Annotated in this window: 15 protein-coding genes, 1 tRNA gene, 3 pseudogenes and 1 riboswitch; of the genes and pseudogenes, 15 read left to right on the top strand and 4 right to left on the bottom strand. The window is 40.0% G+C overall.

Annotation, left to right across the window (positions count from 1 at the left end):
- Positions 1 to 51: 51 nt before the first annotated feature.
- Positions 52 to 125, top strand: a tRNA-Pro gene (locus tag QM867_RS10175).
- A 225-nt stretch (positions 126 to 350) separates the two neighbouring features.
- On the opposite strand, the gene QM867_RS10170 is transcribed toward QM867_RS10175, so the two are convergent.
- Complete coding sequence (locus QM867_RS10170) at positions 351 to 1,553, bottom strand: IS110 family transposase (RefSeq protein ID WP_371608418.1); 1,203 nt, start codon at positions 1,551 to 1,553, stop codon at positions 351 to 353.
- Between the two features lie 522 nt (positions 1,554 to 2,075).
- Here QM867_RS10170 and cls point away from each other — a divergent pair.
- The 10 genes from cls to QM867_RS10120 all read left to right on the top strand — a co-directional run bounded on the left by cls (position 2,076) and on the right by QM867_RS10120 (position 12,556).
- The gene (cls, locus tag QM867_RS10165; protein ID WP_414315700.1) at positions 2,076 to 3,608 is read left to right on the top strand and encodes a cardiolipin synthase; all 1,533 of its coding nucleotides are present in this window, start codon (positions 2,076 to 2,078) and stop codon (positions 3,606 to 3,608) included.
- A gap of 107 nt (positions 3,609 to 3,715) precedes the next feature.
- Positions 3,716 to 3,818, top strand: a riboswitch (TPP riboswitch).
- Positions 3,819 to 3,892: 74 nt separating this feature from the next.
- Positions 3,893 to 4,183, top strand: coding sequence for an MTH1187 family thiamine-binding protein (locus QM867_RS10160; RefSeq protein WP_414315699.1), 291 nt, complete (start codon positions 3,893 to 3,895; stop codon positions 4,181 to 4,183).
- A complete protein-coding gene (locus tag QM867_RS10155) occupies positions 4,146 to 4,904 on the top strand; it encodes an ABC transporter permease (protein ID WP_414315698.1) in 759 nt (252 codons plus the stop codon). Before QM867_RS10160 ends, QM867_RS10155 begins: the two co-directional genes overlap by 38 nt.
- A gap of 36 nt (positions 4,905 to 4,940) precedes the next feature.
- Entirely contained in the window at positions 4,941 to 5,948 is a 1,008-nt protein-coding gene (locus QM867_RS10150) for an ABC transporter substrate-binding protein (protein ID WP_414278525.1), read from the top strand.
- Entirely contained in the window at positions 5,948 to 6,676 is a 729-nt protein-coding gene (locus QM867_RS10145; protein WP_414315697.1) for an ABC transporter ATP-binding protein, read from the top strand. The genes QM867_RS10150 and QM867_RS10145 overlap by 1 nt, the downstream gene beginning before the upstream one ends.
- Before the next feature lie 114 nt (positions 6,677 to 6,790).
- Entirely contained in the window at positions 6,791 to 7,249 is a 459-nt protein-coding gene (locus QM867_RS10140; RefSeq protein ID WP_001237459.1) for a CtsR family transcriptional regulator, read from the top strand.
- Between the two features lie 6 nt (positions 7,250 to 7,255).
- Positions 7,256 to 9,688, top strand: coding sequence for an ATP-dependent Clp protease ATP-binding subunit (locus QM867_RS10135; RefSeq protein ID WP_414315696.1), 2,433 nt, complete (start codon positions 7,256 to 7,258; stop codon positions 9,686 to 9,688).
- A gap of 248 nt (positions 9,689 to 9,936) precedes the next feature.
- On the top strand, positions 9,937 to 10,995 hold the full coding sequence (locus tag QM867_RS10130; RefSeq protein ID WP_414315695.1) for an AAA family ATPase: 1,059 nt from the start codon (positions 9,937 to 9,939) through the stop codon (positions 10,993 to 10,995).
- Positions 10,996 to 11,004: 9 nt separating this feature from the next.
- Positions 11,005 to 11,781, top strand: coding sequence for a nicotinamide riboside transporter PnuC (gene pnuC / locus QM867_RS10125; protein WP_248034957.1), 777 nt, complete (start codon positions 11,005 to 11,007; stop codon positions 11,779 to 11,781).
- A 1-nt stretch (position 11,782) separates the two neighbouring features.
- A complete protein-coding gene (locus QM867_RS10120) occupies positions 11,783 to 12,556 on the top strand; it encodes an NUDIX domain-containing protein (protein WP_049503793.1) in 774 nt (257 codons plus the stop codon).
- Positions 12,557 to 12,757: 201 nt separating this feature from the next.
- Here QM867_RS10120 and QM867_RS10115 read toward each other — a convergent pair whose 3' ends face one another.
- Positions 12,758 to 12,988 (bottom strand): hypothetical protein, encoded by a 231-nt coding sequence (locus QM867_RS10115; protein WP_049549587.1) that lies wholly within the window; start codon positions 12,986 to 12,988, stop codon positions 12,758 to 12,760.
- A gap of 280 nt (positions 12,989 to 13,268) precedes the next feature.
- Between QM867_RS10115 and QM867_RS10110 the strand changes: the two genes are divergently transcribed.
- The 3 genes and pseudogenes from QM867_RS10110 to QM867_RS10100 all read left to right on the top strand — a co-directional run.
- Positions 13,269 to 13,967 carry a hypothetical protein gene (locus QM867_RS10110; RefSeq protein WP_248034959.1) on the top strand — a complete coding sequence of 233 codons (699 nt, stop codon included), beginning with the start codon at positions 13,269 to 13,271 and terminating at the stop codon, positions 13,965 to 13,967.
- Positions 13,968 to 14,177: 210 nt separating this feature from the next.
- On the top strand, positions 14,178 to 14,864 hold the full coding sequence (locus QM867_RS10105) for a YoaK family protein (RefSeq protein ID WP_414285177.1): 687 nt from the start codon (positions 14,178 to 14,180) through the stop codon (positions 14,862 to 14,864).
- A 112-nt stretch (positions 14,865 to 14,976) separates the two neighbouring features.
- Positions 14,977 to 15,301: pseudogene (locus tag QM867_RS10100) on the top strand (group II intron maturase-specific domain-containing protein); the annotation flags it as partial.
- Between the two features lie 126 nt (positions 15,302 to 15,427).
- On the opposite strand, the gene QM867_RS10095 reads toward QM867_RS10100, so the two are convergent.
- Together QM867_RS10095 and QM867_RS10090 are read right to left on the bottom strand one after the other, a co-directional pair.
- Positions 15,428 to 16,243: a Fic family protein gene (locus QM867_RS10095; RefSeq protein WP_414285178.1), complete on the bottom strand. Its 816-nt coding sequence runs from the start codon at positions 16,241 to 16,243 to the stop codon at positions 15,428 to 15,430.
- 85 nt (positions 16,244 to 16,328) lie between these two features.
- Positions 16,329 to 16,472: pseudogene (locus tag QM867_RS10090) on the bottom strand (DNA cytosine methyltransferase); the annotation flags it as partial.
- An 87-nt stretch (positions 16,473 to 16,559) separates the two neighbouring features.
- Between QM867_RS10090 and QM867_RS10085 the strand changes: the two are divergent.
- Positions 16,560 to 16,648: pseudogene (locus QM867_RS10085) on the top strand (IS5/IS1182 family transposase); the annotation flags it as partial.

The following is a 16,648-nucleotide window of genomic DNA, read 5'->3' as shown; positions in this document are numbered from 1 at the left end:
TCAGGCGGTTAGAGGTTCGACTCCTCTAGGGTGCATTTTTTCTATTTAACTCGGGAAGTAGCTCAGCTTGGTAGAGTACTTGGTTTGGGACCAAGGTGTCGCAGGTTCGAATCCTGTCTTCCCGATTGATATTAAAAAGTAAGAACACTAGTTGTTCTTTTTTTAGTGCTCTTTTCTACCATTTGTCAAGTATATCAAGGGCCTTAAGTAAAAAAAGAGATAAGACAGTAGCTATTCTGAGGTTACTGTCTTATTTTTACCACTTATTGATCCATAAAAGGGCACGCTAAAAAACACCTCATCTGGTATTTTTTGAAACAAGGTGTTATAATAATACGGCATAGATGACCTTATCGATTTTGGGTCAAAGAGTAATCGTAAAGTTTGTTATGCGTAATGAGGTAATACATTGTTCGAATGAGACGATGTATAGAGGCAATCGCATGTGGCTTGGTTGAAGCTATTGTCGATTGTCTTTTTCGTTTCTCATAAAAGTCGGCGATATGGCAGGGATTGGTATGACTAGCTGAAGCGATGTTATGAATGCACTTGAACAAGATTTTTCTGGCATAGGGATTACCTCGTTTAGTAATGCGTTCCTTGGCGAGAAAGTTCCCAGATTCATAGTGTCTCAGGTCAATGCCAATAAAAGCGTTGATTTGATTGGTAGACTGAAAACGACGAATATCTCCCAATTCGCCAATGATAGATGTCGCTGTGGTTTCTGCGATGCCAGGAATTGATCGTAAGATGTCATACTCTGCTAAAGGCTGAGCTAGAGCTACCATGTCGTCTAAGACAATTTGTCTGTGCTCAGAAAGACGAAGCAATTCTTGAGCATAGTAACGAACCTCTTCAAGCATTGGGGAGATTTTCTTGACCGCACAAAAAGATTGTTTAGCGAGTTTTATAAGTTTATCAGTCAGGTAAGCAATACGCTTTTCAGAGATTCGTTTGGAGGTGGATTGACGGATAATCTTACACAATTCATTTTGAGATAGGTTTAATACAAACTCTTTGCATGGAAAAGCCATCACTAAATTCCAATATTGCTCTCCAGTTGGTGTGGATAAGAGATTTTCCAATTCAGGAAAGGTGACTTGTAAGACCTTGTGTAGACGGTTTTTAGCTCTAACAATGTCTTCTGTAAGATTTTGATAGAAACGGCTTAAATCACGCAGGTGTTGATAAACTTCTTCCTGCGCATAAGTTGGTTTACGATTGAGTATAAACTGAGAATGAGCCAACTTTTCAGCGTCAATTTTGTCTGTTTTACGAACTCGCAGACTGTCCAGTTGCTTCTTGGCTTCCAGAGGATTCAGCTGTGTATAAGCGTAGCCGTATTCCTCAAGAAAGGCTCGAAGACGCCGAGAATAGACACCAGTAGCTTCAAATATAATCTCAGGGTTATGAACAGTTTTCAAGTCATTCAAAAGACGATTGAAGCCAATGGCGTCATTGAGCATAGTGTATCCATGAATCTTTTCACCGTTGACTAAAATTGCCACCTCAGAACTTGCCTTACTCACATCAATCCCAAATACTGTACGCATGATATTACCTCTTTTGTCTTGAATAATTCCGTGTTTTAGTGATTTTATTTTCAATACGCGACGTCTAGCGTCCCACATACTTTGATCAAATTCCACCTAAAACAGGTGTCTTTCCAGTTTGTCAAGCGACGTCTAGCGCCAAAGAGCCCTACGACTTTACAAGACACCTCTACTTTAACATAAAGAAAAAGTAGTGAGTACTCTCTCCCGTCGGAGATTTTCTCACTACTAATCTTAGTATGTTTTCTACAACAAAATAGGCTCCATAATATCTATAGGGGATTTACCCACTACAAATATTATAGAGCCACTATAAAAAGCTAGAGTTCCACAATTGGGAATATCTAGCTTTTTTGTGGCTGAGAACTATTTTGTCGCAGACTTTTTTAAATGATTTTATAGGTAGAACTATCGGCCTAAACAGAAAAGACTTGCTAAGTTTTATGAAAGTAAGTATACTAGAAGGTAACAAGCGCTTTCAGCTAGTTGCTTTGGAGTTTATTTAGAAATTGAGAGGGAGTTATGGGGACAAGAAAATTTCGATTATTGATGTCCAAGTATGGCTTTAGTATTGCGATTATCCTGATAGAATTATTTGTAGTTTTTGCAGTCATTCTTTACATGAGCCAGATTGCTCCACTTGTTTGGGTTGCTCTTGTATTTCTGGTCAGCGTGGCAACTGTTTTAGCCATTGTCAATCGTTCTATGTCTCCTGAAAGCAAGGTGACATGGTTGATTGTCACTTTTGTCCCTGTTTTTGGTCCCTTGCTTTATATCATGTTTGGTGAGCGTCGTTTATCGAAAAAAGAAATGAAACAGCTGAAGGAACTACGCTCCATTACTAACCATGAAAAGAGTGAGTTTGCTCTTCATCAAGGGTTAAAGGATAGAGATAAGTCTGCTTATGGAATTATCAATGCCTTGCTACATATGGATAGTAATGCAGAAGTCTATGACCAGACAGATTCACAATTCTTCGCAAGTGGTGAGGAAATGTGGCAACAGATGCTGGAGGATTTGAAGAGGGCTAAAAAATTTATTTTTCTAGAATACTACATTGTCGAAGAGGGATTGATGTGGGATAGCATGCTCGAAGTTCTAGAAGAAAAGGCGGTTCAGGGAGTTGAGGTCAAGATGCTCTACGACGATATTGGTTGTATGGTGACCTTGCCGGGGGATTATACCGTTCATTTGCGGTCTAAAGGGATCGATGCCCATAAGTTTAATAAGGTGATTCCTCGTATGACAGTGGCCTATAACAACCGTGACCACCGTAAAATCTTGGTTATTGATGGGCAGATTTCCTACACTGGTGGGATCAACCTTGCAGACGAATATATCAATCATATTGAACGTTTTGGACACTGGAAAGATAGTGGAATTCGGATAGATGGTCCGGCGACTCAAGCCTTTACAAGACTATTTCTCATGAACTGGTACATCAACCGTGGGGAAATCAGTGACTTTGATCAGTATCATTTGGAAAATCAGACACGGTCTGGTAGTGGTCTTTGTATCCCATACGGTAGTGGACCGAAACCAATCTACCAGATGAAGGTGGGTAAAATTGTCTATCAAAACTTGATTAATCAAGCGGAAGATTTTGTCTATATCACAACGCCTTATCTCATTATTGATTATGATTTGACAGAGGATATCAAAAATGCAGCTATGCGAGGCGTAGATGTGAGAATTATAACTCCATTTATCCCAGATAAAAAGCTTATCCAGTTAGTAACTCGAGGTTCTTATCCTGATCTTTTGTCTGCTGGTGTACGTATCTACGAGTATACTCCTGGTTTTATCCATAGTAAGCAAATGATTGTTGATGATCGATTTGCGGTTGTTGGAACCATAAATCTTGATTATCGAAGCTTAGTTCACCACTATGAAAATGCAGTTTTATTATATGAAACACCATCGATTGTAGATATTCGTAAGGACTTTGAAGAGATTTTTGAAGTATCGCAAGAAATTTTTCCTGGAACAATCAAGCCTACTTGGTATCAAACATTAATCAAAGAAGTAGCTCAGTTATTTGCGCCTATGCTTTAATTGAAAGAGCTAGTTCATCTGTATAATTAGAGAAAGAGAAGGTTTGCCGCCTCTTTTTCTGTAAGCAGTTTCCTTGACATCTTGTTTGTTTTGCGTTATCATATGTCCATATAATATATGGGAGTCTGTGTACAGTCTGAGAGGAAGTGTTAAACTTCGACCGCACCTGATCTGGGTAATGCCAGCGTAGGGAACGAATACTTGGCCTAATTTTGCACCTTTTTCATATATGAAAGAGGTTTTTCTTTTTTCAAAGAAAAACTGTAACTTAGAAGGAGGTTTTAATGAAAGCAAGCATTGCTTTACAAGTCCTGCCCCTGTCACAAGGGATTGACCACATAGCTCTTATCGATCAAGTCATTGCTTATCTGCAAGCTCAAGATGTTACCATGGTAGTGACACCCTTTGAAACGGTCTTAGAGGGAGACTTTGATCAACTCATGCGCATTCTAAAAGAAGCGTTAGAAGTGGCAGGTCAAGGGGCAGACAATGTTTTTGCCAATGTGAAAATAAATGTAGGAGAGATTTTAAGCATCGATGAGAAACTTGAAAAATATAATGAGACGACATATTAGTCTGCTAGGATTTTTGGGTGTCTTATCTCTTTGGCAGGTAGCGGGTTTGTTAAAACTCTTACCAAAGTTTATCTTGCCGACACCACTTGAAATCCTTCAGTCTTTTGTTCGTGACAGAGAATTTCTCTGGTACCATAGCTGGGCAACCTTGAGAGTAGCTCTACTAGGTTTGGTGTTAGGTGTCTTGATAGCCTGTATCATGGCCGTTCTTATGGATAGTCTGGGCTGGTTAAATGACCTGATTTACCCCATGATGGTAGTTGTCCAGACCATACCGACCATTGCCATAGCCCCTATCCTGGTTTTATGGTTAGGTTATGGAATCTTGCCCAAGATTGTCTTGATTATCTTGACGACAACCTTCCCTATTATCGTCAGTATTCTAGATGGATTTAGGCATTGTGATAAGGATATGCTGACCTTGTTTAGTCTGATGCGAGCGAATCCTTGGCAAATCCTGTGGCATTTTAAAATCCCTGTCAGCCTGCCCTACTTTTATGCAGGTCTGAGGGTCAGTGTCTCCTACGCCTTTATCACAACAGTGGTATCTGAGTGGTTGGGAGGCTTTGAAGGACTAGGTGTTTACATGATTCAGTCCAAGAAACTGTTTCAGTATGACACCATGTTTGCGATTATTATTCTGGTATCGTTGATTAGCCTTCTGGGTATGAGATTAGTCGATATCAGTGAAAAATATGTGATTAAATGGAAACGTACTTAAAAGAAGCGTTTTAGAAAAAGAAAAGAGGAAATAAAAATGAAGAAAACATGGAAAGTGTTTTTAACGATTGTAACAGCTCTTCTAGCTGTCGTGCTTGTGGCTTGTGGTCAAGGAACTGCTTCTAAGGACAACAAAGAAGCAGAACTAAAGAAGATTGATTTTATTCTGGATTGGACACCAAATACTAACCACACAGGGCTTTATGTTGCCAAGGAAAAAGGTTATTTCAAAGAAGCTGGAGTGGATGTTGACTTGAAATTGCCACCAGAAGAAAGTTCATCAGACTTAGTTATCAATGGTAAGGCACCATTTGCTATCTATTTCCAAGACTACATGGCTAAGAAATTGGAAAAAGGGGCAGGCATTACAGCTGTTGCAGCAATCGTTGAACACAATACATCAGGAATTATCTCTCGTAAGTCTGACAACATCAACAGTCCAAAAGACTTGGTTGGTAAGAAATACGGAACCTGGAATGACCCAACTGAGCTTGCGATGTTGAAAACCTTGGTAGAATCTCAAGGTGGAGACTTTGAGAAGGTTGAAAAAGTACCAAACAACGATTCAAACTCGATCACACCGATTGCCAATGGCGTTTTTGATGCTGCTTGGATTTATTATGGTTGGGATGGAATCCTTGCTAAATCTCAAGGTGTGGATGCAAACTTTATGTATTTGAAAGACTATGTAAAAGAGTTTGACTACTACTCACCAGTTATCATTGCAAACAACGATTATCTGAAAGACAACAAAGAAGAAGCTCGCAAAGTCATCCAAGCCATCAAAAAAGGCTACCAATACGCTATGGAGCACCCAGAAGAAGCTGCAGATATCCTCATCAAGAATGCACCTGAGCTAAAAGATAAACGTGACTTTGTCATCGAATCTCAAAAATACTTATCAAAAGAATACGCAAGCGACAAGGACAAATGGGGACAATTTGATGCTGACCGTTGGAATGCCTTCTACAAATGGGATAAGGAAAATGGAATCCTCAAGGAAGACTTGACTGACAAAGGTTTCACTAATGAATTTGTAAAATAATGACAGAAATTAGACTAGAACACGTAAGCTATGCCTACGATGATGAGAAGATTTTAGAAGATATTAACCTACAAGTGACTTCAGGTGAAGTGGTTTCTATCCTAGGGCCCAGTGGTGTAGGAAAGACTACCCTCTTTAACCTGATTGCAGGCATTTTAGAAGTCCAGTCTGGACGAATTGTACTTGACGGTGAAGAAAATCCTAAGGGGCGCGTGAGCTATATGCTACAAAAGGATCTACTTTTGGAACACAAGACCGTTCTTGGCAATATCATCCTGCCCCTCTTGATTCAAAAGGTCGATAAGGAGGAAGCCATTGCCCGTGCAGACGAAATCCTTGCTACCTTTCAGTTGACGGCTGTACGGGATAAGTATCCTCATGAGCTTAGTGGTGGGATGCGCCAGCGTGTGGCCTTACTCCGCACTTACCTTTTTGGGCATAAGCTCTTTCTTCTAGACGAGGCCTTTAGCGCTTTGGATGAGATGACTAAGATGGAACTCCACGCTTGGTATCTGGAGATTCACAAACAGCTAGGCCTGACGACACTCATCATCACACATAGTATAGAGGAAGCCCTTAATCTTAGTGATCGGATTTATATCTTGAAAAATCGGCCTGGGCAAATCGTTTCTGAAATCAAACTCGACTGGTCTGAAAGTGAAGACAAGGAAGTTCAAAAAATTGCTTATAAACGTCAAATCTTTGCAGAATTAGGCTTAGATAAGTAGAAAAATAGGGAGTTGGTGATGTTGAACTTTGCCAGCTCTTTTTTCTTTTAAAAATGAGAAAATTTCGGTATAATAGTCAAAGATAGTCAAGGTTTAAAGAGAGGTGGGTTTGTTATGAGACTTAAAAATACATCAGATCATATTGAGGCCTACATCAAGGCAATTTTAGATCAATCTGGTATTGTGGAGTTGCAACGGAGTCAGTTGGCAGATACTTTCCAGGTTGTTCCTAGTCAGATTAACTATGTGATTAAGACTCGTTTTACAGAAAGCAGGGGATACTTGGTTGAAAGTAAGCGTGGTGGTGGTGGCTACATTCGTATAGGACGGATCGAATTCTCCAACCACCATGAAATGCTCCGCGATTTACTGTATTCGGTGGGCGAAGAAGTCAGCCTAGTTATCTTTGAAGATGTTTTAAGACTCTTGTTTGAACAGGATTTAGTGACTCGTCAGGAGATGAATCTATTACTAGCGATGGCGACAGACCGGGTTTTAGGTGAGGATGCCAATCTTATCCGTGCCAATATGCTCCGACAGTTATTACAAGAGGTAGATAGAAAAGGAAAATAGAACTAAATGAAATATTCAAAAGCATTGAAAGAATGTATAGACAGTGCCTTTCTGGTCGCAAGTCATTTTGGAGCAGAATACCTAGAGTCTTGGCACCTATTGATTGCTATGGCCAATCATAGTTATAGTGTAGCTGGGGCAACTTTAAACGAATTTCCATATGAGATTGATCGTCTGGAGGAAGTTGCCGTAGAGCTGACTGAAACAAAGTATAGCGATAAGGAAAATTATCAGGAGTTGCCTTTTTCACACCGTTTGAAGGTATTGTTGTTGGAAGCAGAGCATGTAGCTTCTGTTGTGCATGCCAAGGTTTTAGGAACAGAGCACGTGCTTTATGCTATCTTACATGATGGCAATGCCTTGGCTACTCGTATTCTAGAAAAATCGGGATTTTCTTACGAAGATCAGAAGGATCAGGTCAAGATTGCTGGACTTCGTCGTAGTCTTGAAGCGCGTGCTGGTTGGACTAGAGATGATTTGAAGGCCCTTCGTCAACGCCATCGTACGGTAGCGGACAAGCAAAATTCTATGGCTAATATGATGGGCATGCCTCAGACACCAAGTGGAGGTTTGGAAGATTATACGCATGATCTTACAGAGCAAGCTCGCTCAGGTAAATTGGAACCAGTCATCGGGCGTGATCAAGAAATCTCTCGTATGATTCAAATCTTGAGTCGTAAGACCAAAAATAATCCAGTTCTAGTTGGAGATGCGGGTGTGGGTAAAACAGCACTGGCACTTGGTCTTGCGCAACGTATTGCCAATGGAGATGTGCCAGATGAAATGGCAAAGATGCGAGTTCTAGAGCTTGATTTGATGAATGTGGTTGCGGGAACTCGTTTCCGTGGGGATTTTGAAGAACGTATGAACAATATCATCAAAGATATTGAGGAAGATGGCAAGGTCATCCTCTTTATCGATGAGCTTCATACCATTATGGGTTCAGGAAGTGGGATTGATTCGACCTTGGATGCGGCCAATATCCTGAAACCTGCCTTGGCACGTGGAACTTTGAGAACTGTCGGTGCGACTACTCAGGAAGAGTATCAAAAGCACATCGAAAAAGATGCAGCCCTTTCTCGTCGCTTTGCAAAAGTGATGATTGAGGAGCCAAGTTTAGCAGATAGTATGGCTATTTTGCAGGGATTGAAAGCAACTTATGAGAAACACCACCATGTCCAAATTACAGACGATGCAGTTGAAACAGCTGTCAAAATGGCACATCGTTATTTGACGAGTCGTCATTTGCCAGACTCAGCAATTGATCTCTTGGATGAAGCGGCAGCAACAGTGCAAAATAAATCGAAACATGCTAAACAAGAAGAGTCAGGTTTAACACCAGCCGATAAGGCCTTGATGGATGGAAAATGGAAGCAAGCAGCTCAGCTCATTGCAAAAGAGCAGGAAGTACCTGTTTATAAAGATCTAGTAAAAGAATCTGATATTTTGACTACCTTGAGTCGCTTATCAGGAATTCCTGTGCAAAAATTAACCCAAACGGATGCCAAGAAGTATCTCAACCTTGAAGCTGAACTGCATAAACGTGTGATCGGACAGGAACAAGCAGTGTCTAGTATTAGTCGTGCCATTCGCCGTAACCAATCAGGTATTCGTAGTCATAAACGTCCAATCGGATCCTTTATGTTCCTAGGACCAACAGGTGTCGGTAAGACCGAGTTGGCCAAGGCCTTGGCGGAAGTTCTCTTTGATGATGAGTCTGCTCTTATCCGCTTTGACATGAGTGAATACATGGAGAAATTTGCAGCCAGTCGTCTCAATGGAGCTCCTCCAGGTTATGTAGGCTACGAAGAAGGCGGGGAGTTGACCGAGAAGGTTCGTAACAAACCGTACTCAGTCTTGCTCTTTGACGAGGTAGAGAAGGCTCACCCAGATATCTTTAATGTGCTCTTGCAAGTCTTGGATGATGGTGTCTTGACAGACAGTAAGGGTCGCAAGGTTGACTTCTCCAATACCATCATCATCATGACTTCAAACCTTGGTGCGACAGCTCTTCGTGATGACAAGACAGTTGGTTTTGGAGCTAAGGACATTCGTTTTGATCAGGAAAATATGGAAAAACGGATGTTTGAGGAGCTGAAAAAGGCTTATCGTCCAGAGTTTATCAACCGTATTGATGAGAAGGTAGTCTTCCATAGCTTGTCAAGTCAAGATATGCAAGAAGTAGTTAAGATTATGGTCAAACCATTGATTGCTAGTCTTGCAGAAAAAGGAATTGACTTGAAAATCCAAGCATCTTCTCTTAAACTCCTAGCTCAACAAGGCTATGATCCAGAGATGGGGGCTCGTCCACTACGCAGAACTTTGCAAACGGAAGTAGAAGACAAACTAGCAGAACTTCTCCTTAAAGGTGAATTGGAAGCTGGTAAGACTCTGAAGATTGGTGTCAAAGCTGGTCAATTAAAATTTGAGATTGTTTAAAATTGTGAGGTTGGAACAAATTGTTTCAGCCTCTTTTTTGGAAAGTTGTGACTCAAATAAGCATTTGAATTGTGCAATTAGTTTAAGGATTTCCAAAAGGGATTTTTCCTAATCAAGTTTTTTATGCTACGTAAAAAATTCTTATCATACAGTAATGTTTTTATAAAAAATAATAAAAAAGTGTTGATAAATACAGAAAGGTAAAGTATAATATAAAATATAAAATTTTATAAAAAGGTTGAAGAGATATGAAAAAAAAGATAGCGGTGGTTTTTGGAACCTTTGCTCCCTTACATCAGGGGCATATTGATTTAATCCAAAGAGCAAAACGTCAATGTGATGCTGTATGGGTAGTAGTTTCAGGTTATAAGGGAGATCGTGGTGAACAGGTGGGACTTACACTACAAAAGAGATTTCGCTATATTCGTGAAGCTTTTCGAGATGATGAGTTGACCTCTGTTTGTAAACTTGACGAAACTAATATCCCGCGCTATCCAATGGGCTGGCAGGAGTGGTTGGATCAGATGTTGCAGGCCATTTCCTATGACCAGACTGCTGAGGAGCTAATCTTTTTTGTAGGAGAGGCCAACTACCAAACAGAGCTTCATAAACGTGGTTTTCAAGCAGTTTTGCAGGAAAGAAAATTTGGAATTTCGGCTACCATGATTCGAGAAAATCCAAGTAAATATTGGAAATATATCGCTCAACCCTTCCGCCGGCAGTTTACAAAGAAAGTGTTGATTATGGGAAGTGCGAGTAATGGGAAGACCACTCTGGCCAAGGATTTGGCAAGGTATTACGATGCGCCAGTCAGTCTGGAATATGCTCGTGAGTATCAGATAAAAAATAATGTCCGAGATGACGAGCTTACCCCAAAAGATTACTATTACCTTCTTTTGGGGCAGTATGATCAAACTTCCAAGTTAATCGATAGCAATGCCAATCGAGGCCTAGTCATTGCAGATACCAACTCACTAGTAACCAAGGGCTACTACGATTACTACATGGAAAGCGAAGAGCAGGAGGACTTGTCCGGAGAGACCTTTGATAATCTCTTTGTCTCAATCTTGGCTAAGGAAAAGTGGGATTTAATCCTCTTTGTGCAACCTGTCGGTTCCTATGTCAATGATGGTTTCCGAGACATGACCATGGCAGAAGACCATATCCGTCATAGTTTTTCTCAGCACTTGGATATGATGAGGGAGAAATATCTAGCCAATATCCCTCATGTTTATCTAGCTGATGACTATCTAGGAAATTATGAAGCAGCCAAAGTGGCTATCGATGCTATTTACCAAGCAGATTAGGAGAAGAAAATGAAAAAAATAACTGAAAAAATCACTCGATTTATTGAAAACTTTAAAAATGTCCACGCAGAAGCTCGTAAAATTGGTTTTGCAGGAGTTATGCGTTTGCTTTGGAAAGACCTCTTTGTGGGCCGTAGTCTTTTCCAGTGGCTCTATTTGATTGCTTTATCAAGTGTTCCTCTTATTCTGGAGTTTACACAAAACACAGAAAGTCATGACTGGATTGGTCTCTTGGCCTCTTGGACAGGGATTGTCTGCGTTATCTTAGTAGCTGAAGGTCGAGCTAGTAACTACCTTTTTGGAGCTATTAACTCTGCAATCTATTTGGTCCTAGCTATGAATGCGACTTTCTATGGTGAAGTTTTGACGACTGTTTACTTCTTTGTCATGCAGCCTATTGGTCTCTATACTTGGTTGTCTAATCGGATCAATGAGCAAGGAAGACCAGAGGAGTCTCACTTTGAAGCTAAGAAACTTGGTCTGATTGATTGGCTCAAGTACTTGGCTTTGACTGCCATCATCTGGATTGGCATGGGATTAGCCTACCAAAGTATCAGCAGTGCTCGTCCTTTCCGTGATAGTGTTACCGATGCGACCAATGGTGTTGGTCAGCTCTTGATGACACGTCTTTACCGTGAGCAATGGATTTTCTGGATTGCAACCAATCTCTTTAGTATCTACCTCTGGTGGGGTGAAAACATCCATATCCAAGGGATGTACTGGGTTTATACCATCAATAGTCTAGTCGGTTGGTACCAATGGACTAAGGCTGTCAAGGAGGGATAAGATGACTGAAACGATAATCCCGGCTGGAATGACAGAGAGAGAATATTTTGAGATTCATGCGACTGAGAAGGAATTTTTAGACTGGTACTGCAAACAGGATCTTCCTCAGTATGAAAAACCGAGCGTGACGGTGGATATGGTAGCTTATTGCTTTGTGGAAGGGAAAATCAAACTCTTGCTAATTCGTCGCAAGGCCCATCCTTATCAAAACTGTTTGGCTTTGGTCGGTGGTTTTATGGATAAGAGCGAAGATGCAAGGCATGCTTGTCAGCGTGAAGTGAGAGAGGAGGTTAATCTTGACCTTCCTTTGGAAAAAATCGAACAGTTGATGACAGTGTCTACCCCAGGTCGTGATCCGCGGGGCTGGACGGTTACTATCGCCCACTTGGTGTATCTACCTAGCAGAGCACTCGATCTCGTTCAAGCTGGAGATGATGCCAAGGATGTGGTTTTTGTCGATGTCGATTTTCAGACGGGCAAGTGCTTCCTAGAGGGACTAGAGCTGGGGGAGCAAGCCTTCGCCTTTGACCATTATGCCATTATCCAAGAGTCTATTAAACGAATCCAAGGCCGTCTCGATTGGAACCCAACCTTCCTTTATCTGTTGGAGGAGGAATTCACTGTCTATGAAGGAACCGAATTAGTCAATCTCATCAACCCAGGACGACCAATCGTCAGCAATAACTTTCTTGTAAAATACGGAGAATATGTAGAAGAAGTTGGGCTCAAACGAGTTCCTAAAAAGAAACCAAGAAAAACCTATCGATTGAAATAAAAGGTTTGGGAGCAGAAATCGATAGCCCAAGTCTTGATTTCCTAGTTTCAATCCTGAGAAGTTTCAACAAGTCCGATGACTGGTTGAACTTGAGAATAGAGAAAATACAGTTTGTGTCAAAAGTCAATTCAGCCATCGTGTCAAAGACTTATTAGTCATAAAAAAGCGAGGTCGGGAAAAATCCCGACCTCTTTTTGACTACTAAGGATGTTTATCTTTCTTTGAATTGCTCATGATTCGAATGAATAAATCCTTGTATTTATATTTTAAATAGGTTTCGTGTAAATACAATAAAGCCACGTAGACAATCATGAAAATAGCAGTTAGGTAGAACAAATCAAATGTTGTTTGAGCGTAATGAGTAGCTGCCCCATAAGAAACGAAAGCATCTAAAATCACCCAAGGAAGATACTTGTAATATTTACTTAACATAAGCCTACACCTCCAATATCCTATCTCAATTTTATTATAGCCCTTCAAGAAAAAAATGCAAGCGATTACACTTTGAAATATAGCACTTTATCAGGAAGAACTTTTGTGTTTTTTAAAATTCTTTACGAATAAAAGATATAAGAGGGGTAAGAAAATAAATGTACTAAAAAATAATTCTAAAAAATTTTAGATAAATAGTTGACAGATTTAAAAACAAATATTACAATAATGTTACAAAAATATTTCTTAATATTTCAAAAATGTTACAAAGGAGCATAACATGAAAACTAAAACTTCTATCAGATTAATGGCCGTAACTGTACTCGCTTCAACATTACTATTGGGGGCTTGTGGTAATAAGAAAGAAAATACCACAAGTGATAGTTCTAGCAAGACAACACAAGCATCTTCTAGTTCTAAGGCCAGTTCTTCAAGTAAAGAGAACAAAACTCAGAAGTCCTCAAGTTCAACTTCATCAGAAAAAGCTAAGACCTCCTCTTCTGACCAGTCAGAAACTACTGCAAATCAATCCCCAACAACACCAGCACCAGCACAAGAAACAAGACAGAGCCAAGAAGCTTATAACCAACAGGCATCTTCGCAAACTCCCTCAAATCAACAAGGTTCTCAAGCACAGACTAGCCAGTCAACTTATGATCCAACTACTGACCGCAAACTTCAAGATAAGCAAGCAGAACACAACAAACGTTACAAGGGTGTTCTAACCATGGTTGATGGAGATTTCTCTGCTGCAGCTGGCAACTGGAAGGGGGCTAATGGCGAGACTATCACTGTTTCATCAGGTGGTCAATTTACAGTAGAATCTGCTGATGGTAAGAAAGAAAACTACTCGATCCAAGGCTATGCCTATACCCTTGATGATGGTAAATATAATGCCAAAATTGGTGGTGGAAAAGTCATTCAAATTACAACAGGTGCAGATGGTACTGTTTCAAGTGTTACTTTGATTAAGCCATAGACTTCAGTACAGAAATAATTTGTTTAAAAATAGTTCAGTTGATGAGTATTACAGTATTTCGATTTGATAAGACATCATAAATGAACTCCAGAGATGAGATTAACTTAGGAGTATATGTAATTATGTCTACCTGAACTGACCGTTTTTCACTTAGTTTCTCCGAGAGAAGTGGTATAATGAATGCATTAAAGGAAAACGAGTGATGAATCAATGCCAGATAAATTAATTTTACCTCAAAACACACGACTCATGGGAGTGTTCCTGGGTTTTATAGGTGGTTCTTTGGATGTATTCTGTCATATCCAGTACCATAGTTTGGTGGCAACGCAGACAGGGAATATTCTTCTACTGATATCAGATTGGCACGATTCACATGTTATCAATACCATATTGCGATTCTGCTCGATTATATTCTTTTCCCTAGGCTTTCTTTTTGCCTTGCACATGAAAGAATATCGCAAAACAGCCTATTGGCGGGTTAAGATGCTACTTCCCTTATTTATCGGGACCCTTGTTCTTCCCTTCTTTTCCCGCTTTCCTCTATTAGAAGTTCCTTTTATTGCTTTTGGAACTGGAATGATGATGCTAACATTTACGGGTAGTTTGATTGAAGATCATCCCTATGTCATTTTTATGACCTCTGGAAATTACCGAAAAATGTTGACTGCTTTGTATCGCATCGTTAGAGGAGAAGGAGATGTTCAAGAATATCGTCGTCAAGCCTTGAACTATGGCATTGTTGTAGGCAGTTTCGTAGTGGGCGCTATTAGCTTGGCTGTATCTATGCATTTTTTCCATGAATGGTCTATTTGGATTGTCAGCTTCAATCTGTTTTTGATCATGTCCTACTATATTGCTAGAGTGAAGCAGCTCGATTTGCAAGATGAAAATATATAAAAATGGCAAATCTCTCAAATTGAGATTTGCCATTTTTGGTATGATGGCCATGTCGTACATCTGAGGTGAAAGTCCTCCGTGGGCTCCTCGCTACCAGTGAACTTTTGAGTAACTGAATTTGTCCATTCGGGGATGGATAAACTATTTCTCATTGGGAAATATGAGGCGCATAGTCACCAGCGTAGATGAGCGATTGCGAACTCGCCTACAAGTGATTATCTGGAAGTAATGGAAAAAGAAACCTAGTTAACTGTGGGTCCTACTTAAGTTAGGAATTACTAAATGGATAGCAGATAAGGTATCTGGCCGGGGTGACCACTATCAATTAGGGCTCAGAGGTCGGTACTTAAACGTGATATATCAAAACCAGTCCTCGAAAACGTGGACTGGTTTCTTACTTGGTTTACTACCTTGAACGACATGTGTTAAAAGTTAGTTGGACCGCCGTATGCCGAATGGTACGTACCGTGGTGGGAGAGGGGCTAGTCTTAGTCCATGTTCTATATGATAATATGTATTTAAATAGAAATATTTACTTCATTTTTCTAAAATTCAATGTTTACTCAGTATGAGGATTTTGAAAGATCGAGATCTAGATTTAGATACATTTTTTCTGAAGACAAATCATTTTGACCACTGAGCAAGAGATTTTCAAAAAAAGCTGTTAAAAACTCAGGACGTCGCTGTAAAATCTTTGCATTATCTAATACCAAGGCATCACGAAAATACTTGGAATGTTGCTGAAATGGTGTATTATCGATATCAAAACCAAACTCACGAAGATACTGAATCAAAAAGACTGTTACCGTCCGAGTGTTTCCTTCGCGAAATGGATGAATCTGCCAGATTCCTGAAATAAAATGCTGGATTTTTTTAACCATATCCGCCTGGGTTAGTGTCGCATATGCAACTTGTTTTTCCTGATTAAAATCATAATCCAAGGTTATTTGAATCATAGAGTAATCAGAGTATACAACACTTTCACCATTCAAAACAGGTTCATTCTTTGTGATATTGGTCTGACGAAATTGCCCCACCGGAATAGAGGCTTCAAATATATCTTGAAACAACTCCTTATGAATAGCAAGTAAGGTCGCAGGACTGAAGCTAAAGCCTCTTCGAGACAATAGTTCTACAATACGTAGAGAAACCAAGTCTGCCTCCTCTGTACTTGCATCAATGGTATGATGGTAATTTGTTGCATCTTCATAAACCTGCTCGTAAGTCAGTTCACCCCGGGCCTGTTTCTCAGCCAAAGATTCCATATAAGCTGATGGAAATAGATTATCAACCTTCTGTAGACCAAAACCGATCTGCCATAAATCACGCTTAGCTTCATAAGACAAGTTTGGATTGTCAATATTGTAAGTTGATTGCATAGAAAGATCCTTTCAATTGTTTTTCTTTAGTGACTGAATAATATGATTATCAAGATATATCTGAATAAATGGGCTAGTAAGTCTAACGCGCAGACTTATCGAAGTCATTGGCATACACCACTCTGAACTCGTTGGTCTGTTCAAATCCCAACTCAATTCCCCCAACACCTGAGAAGAAGGCTGCAATTTTGTACTTCTCAGGTCGGTTCGAACTTACAGAATTTGTCATGTAGTAACCTGCTTTCTAAATTGTTATTATTTTTCTATCATTTCTTCAATAGACTTCCTGCGAAACAAAATATGATACAATAAAACTATGAATTATGAAGTAAGTAAACCATTAACTGATGCACGCTTTAAACGCCTTGTTGGTGTTCAGCGCACTACTTTTGAAGAGATGTTAGC

This window comes from Streptococcus infantis, assembly GCF_047463635.1.
GTDB classification, from domain to species: Bacteria; Bacillota; Bacilli; order Lactobacillales; family Streptococcaceae; genus Streptococcus; species Streptococcus infantis_W.
The sequence above is the reverse complement of the archived record's forward strand: the minus strand, read 5'-3'. Positions and strand labels throughout refer to the sequence as shown.

What these genes read in the sequence shown, in the direction of transcription:
- QM867_RS10170 (WP_371608418.1), bottom strand. Translation starts at nt 1,553, where the DNA reads ATGCGTACAGTATTTGGGATTGATGTGAGTAAGGCAAGTTCTGAGGTG.
- cls (WP_414315700.1), top strand. Translation starts at nt 2,076, where the DNA reads ATGGGGACAAGAAAATTTCGATTATTGATGTCCAAGTATGGCTTTAGT.
- QM867_RS10160 (WP_414315699.1), top strand. Translation starts at nt 3,893, where the DNA reads ATGAAAGCAAGCATTGCTTTACAAGTCCTGCCCCTGTCACAAGGGATT.
- QM867_RS10155 (WP_414315698.1), top strand. Translation starts at nt 4,146, where the DNA reads ATGAGAAACTTGAAAAATATAATGAGACGACATATTAGTCTGCTAGGA.
- QM867_RS10150 (WP_414278525.1), top strand. Translation starts at nt 4,941, where the DNA reads ATGAAGAAAACATGGAAAGTGTTTTTAACGATTGTAACAGCTCTTCTA.
- QM867_RS10145 (WP_414315697.1), top strand. Translation starts at nt 5,948, where the DNA reads ATGACAGAAATTAGACTAGAACACGTAAGCTATGCCTACGATGATGAG.
- QM867_RS10140 (WP_001237459.1), top strand. Translation starts at nt 6,791, where the DNA reads ATGAGACTTAAAAATACATCAGATCATATTGAGGCCTACATCAAGGCA.
- QM867_RS10135 (WP_414315696.1), top strand. Translation starts at nt 7,256, where the DNA reads ATGAAATATTCAAAAGCATTGAAAGAATGTATAGACAGTGCCTTTCTG.
- QM867_RS10130 (WP_414315695.1), top strand. Translation starts at nt 9,937, where the DNA reads ATGAAAAAAAAGATAGCGGTGGTTTTTGGAACCTTTGCTCCCTTACAT.
- pnuC (WP_248034957.1), top strand. Translation starts at nt 11,005, where the DNA reads ATGAAAAAAATAACTGAAAAAATCACTCGATTTATTGAAAACTTTAAA.
- QM867_RS10120 (WP_049503793.1), top strand. Translation starts at nt 11,783, where the DNA reads ATGACTGAAACGATAATCCCGGCTGGAATGACAGAGAGAGAATATTTT.
- QM867_RS10115 (WP_049549587.1), bottom strand. Translation starts at nt 12,988, where the DNA reads ATGTTAAGTAAATATTACAAGTATCTTCCTTGGGTGATTTTAGATGCT.
- QM867_RS10110 (WP_248034959.1), top strand. Translation starts at nt 13,269, where the DNA reads ATGAAAACTAAAACTTCTATCAGATTAATGGCCGTAACTGTACTCGCT.
- QM867_RS10105 (WP_414285177.1), top strand. Translation starts at nt 14,178, where the DNA reads ATGCCAGATAAATTAATTTTACCTCAAAACACACGACTCATGGGAGTG.
- QM867_RS10095 (WP_414285178.1), bottom strand. Translation starts at nt 16,243, where the DNA reads ATGCAATCAACTTACAATATTGACAATCCAAACTTGTCTTATGAAGCT.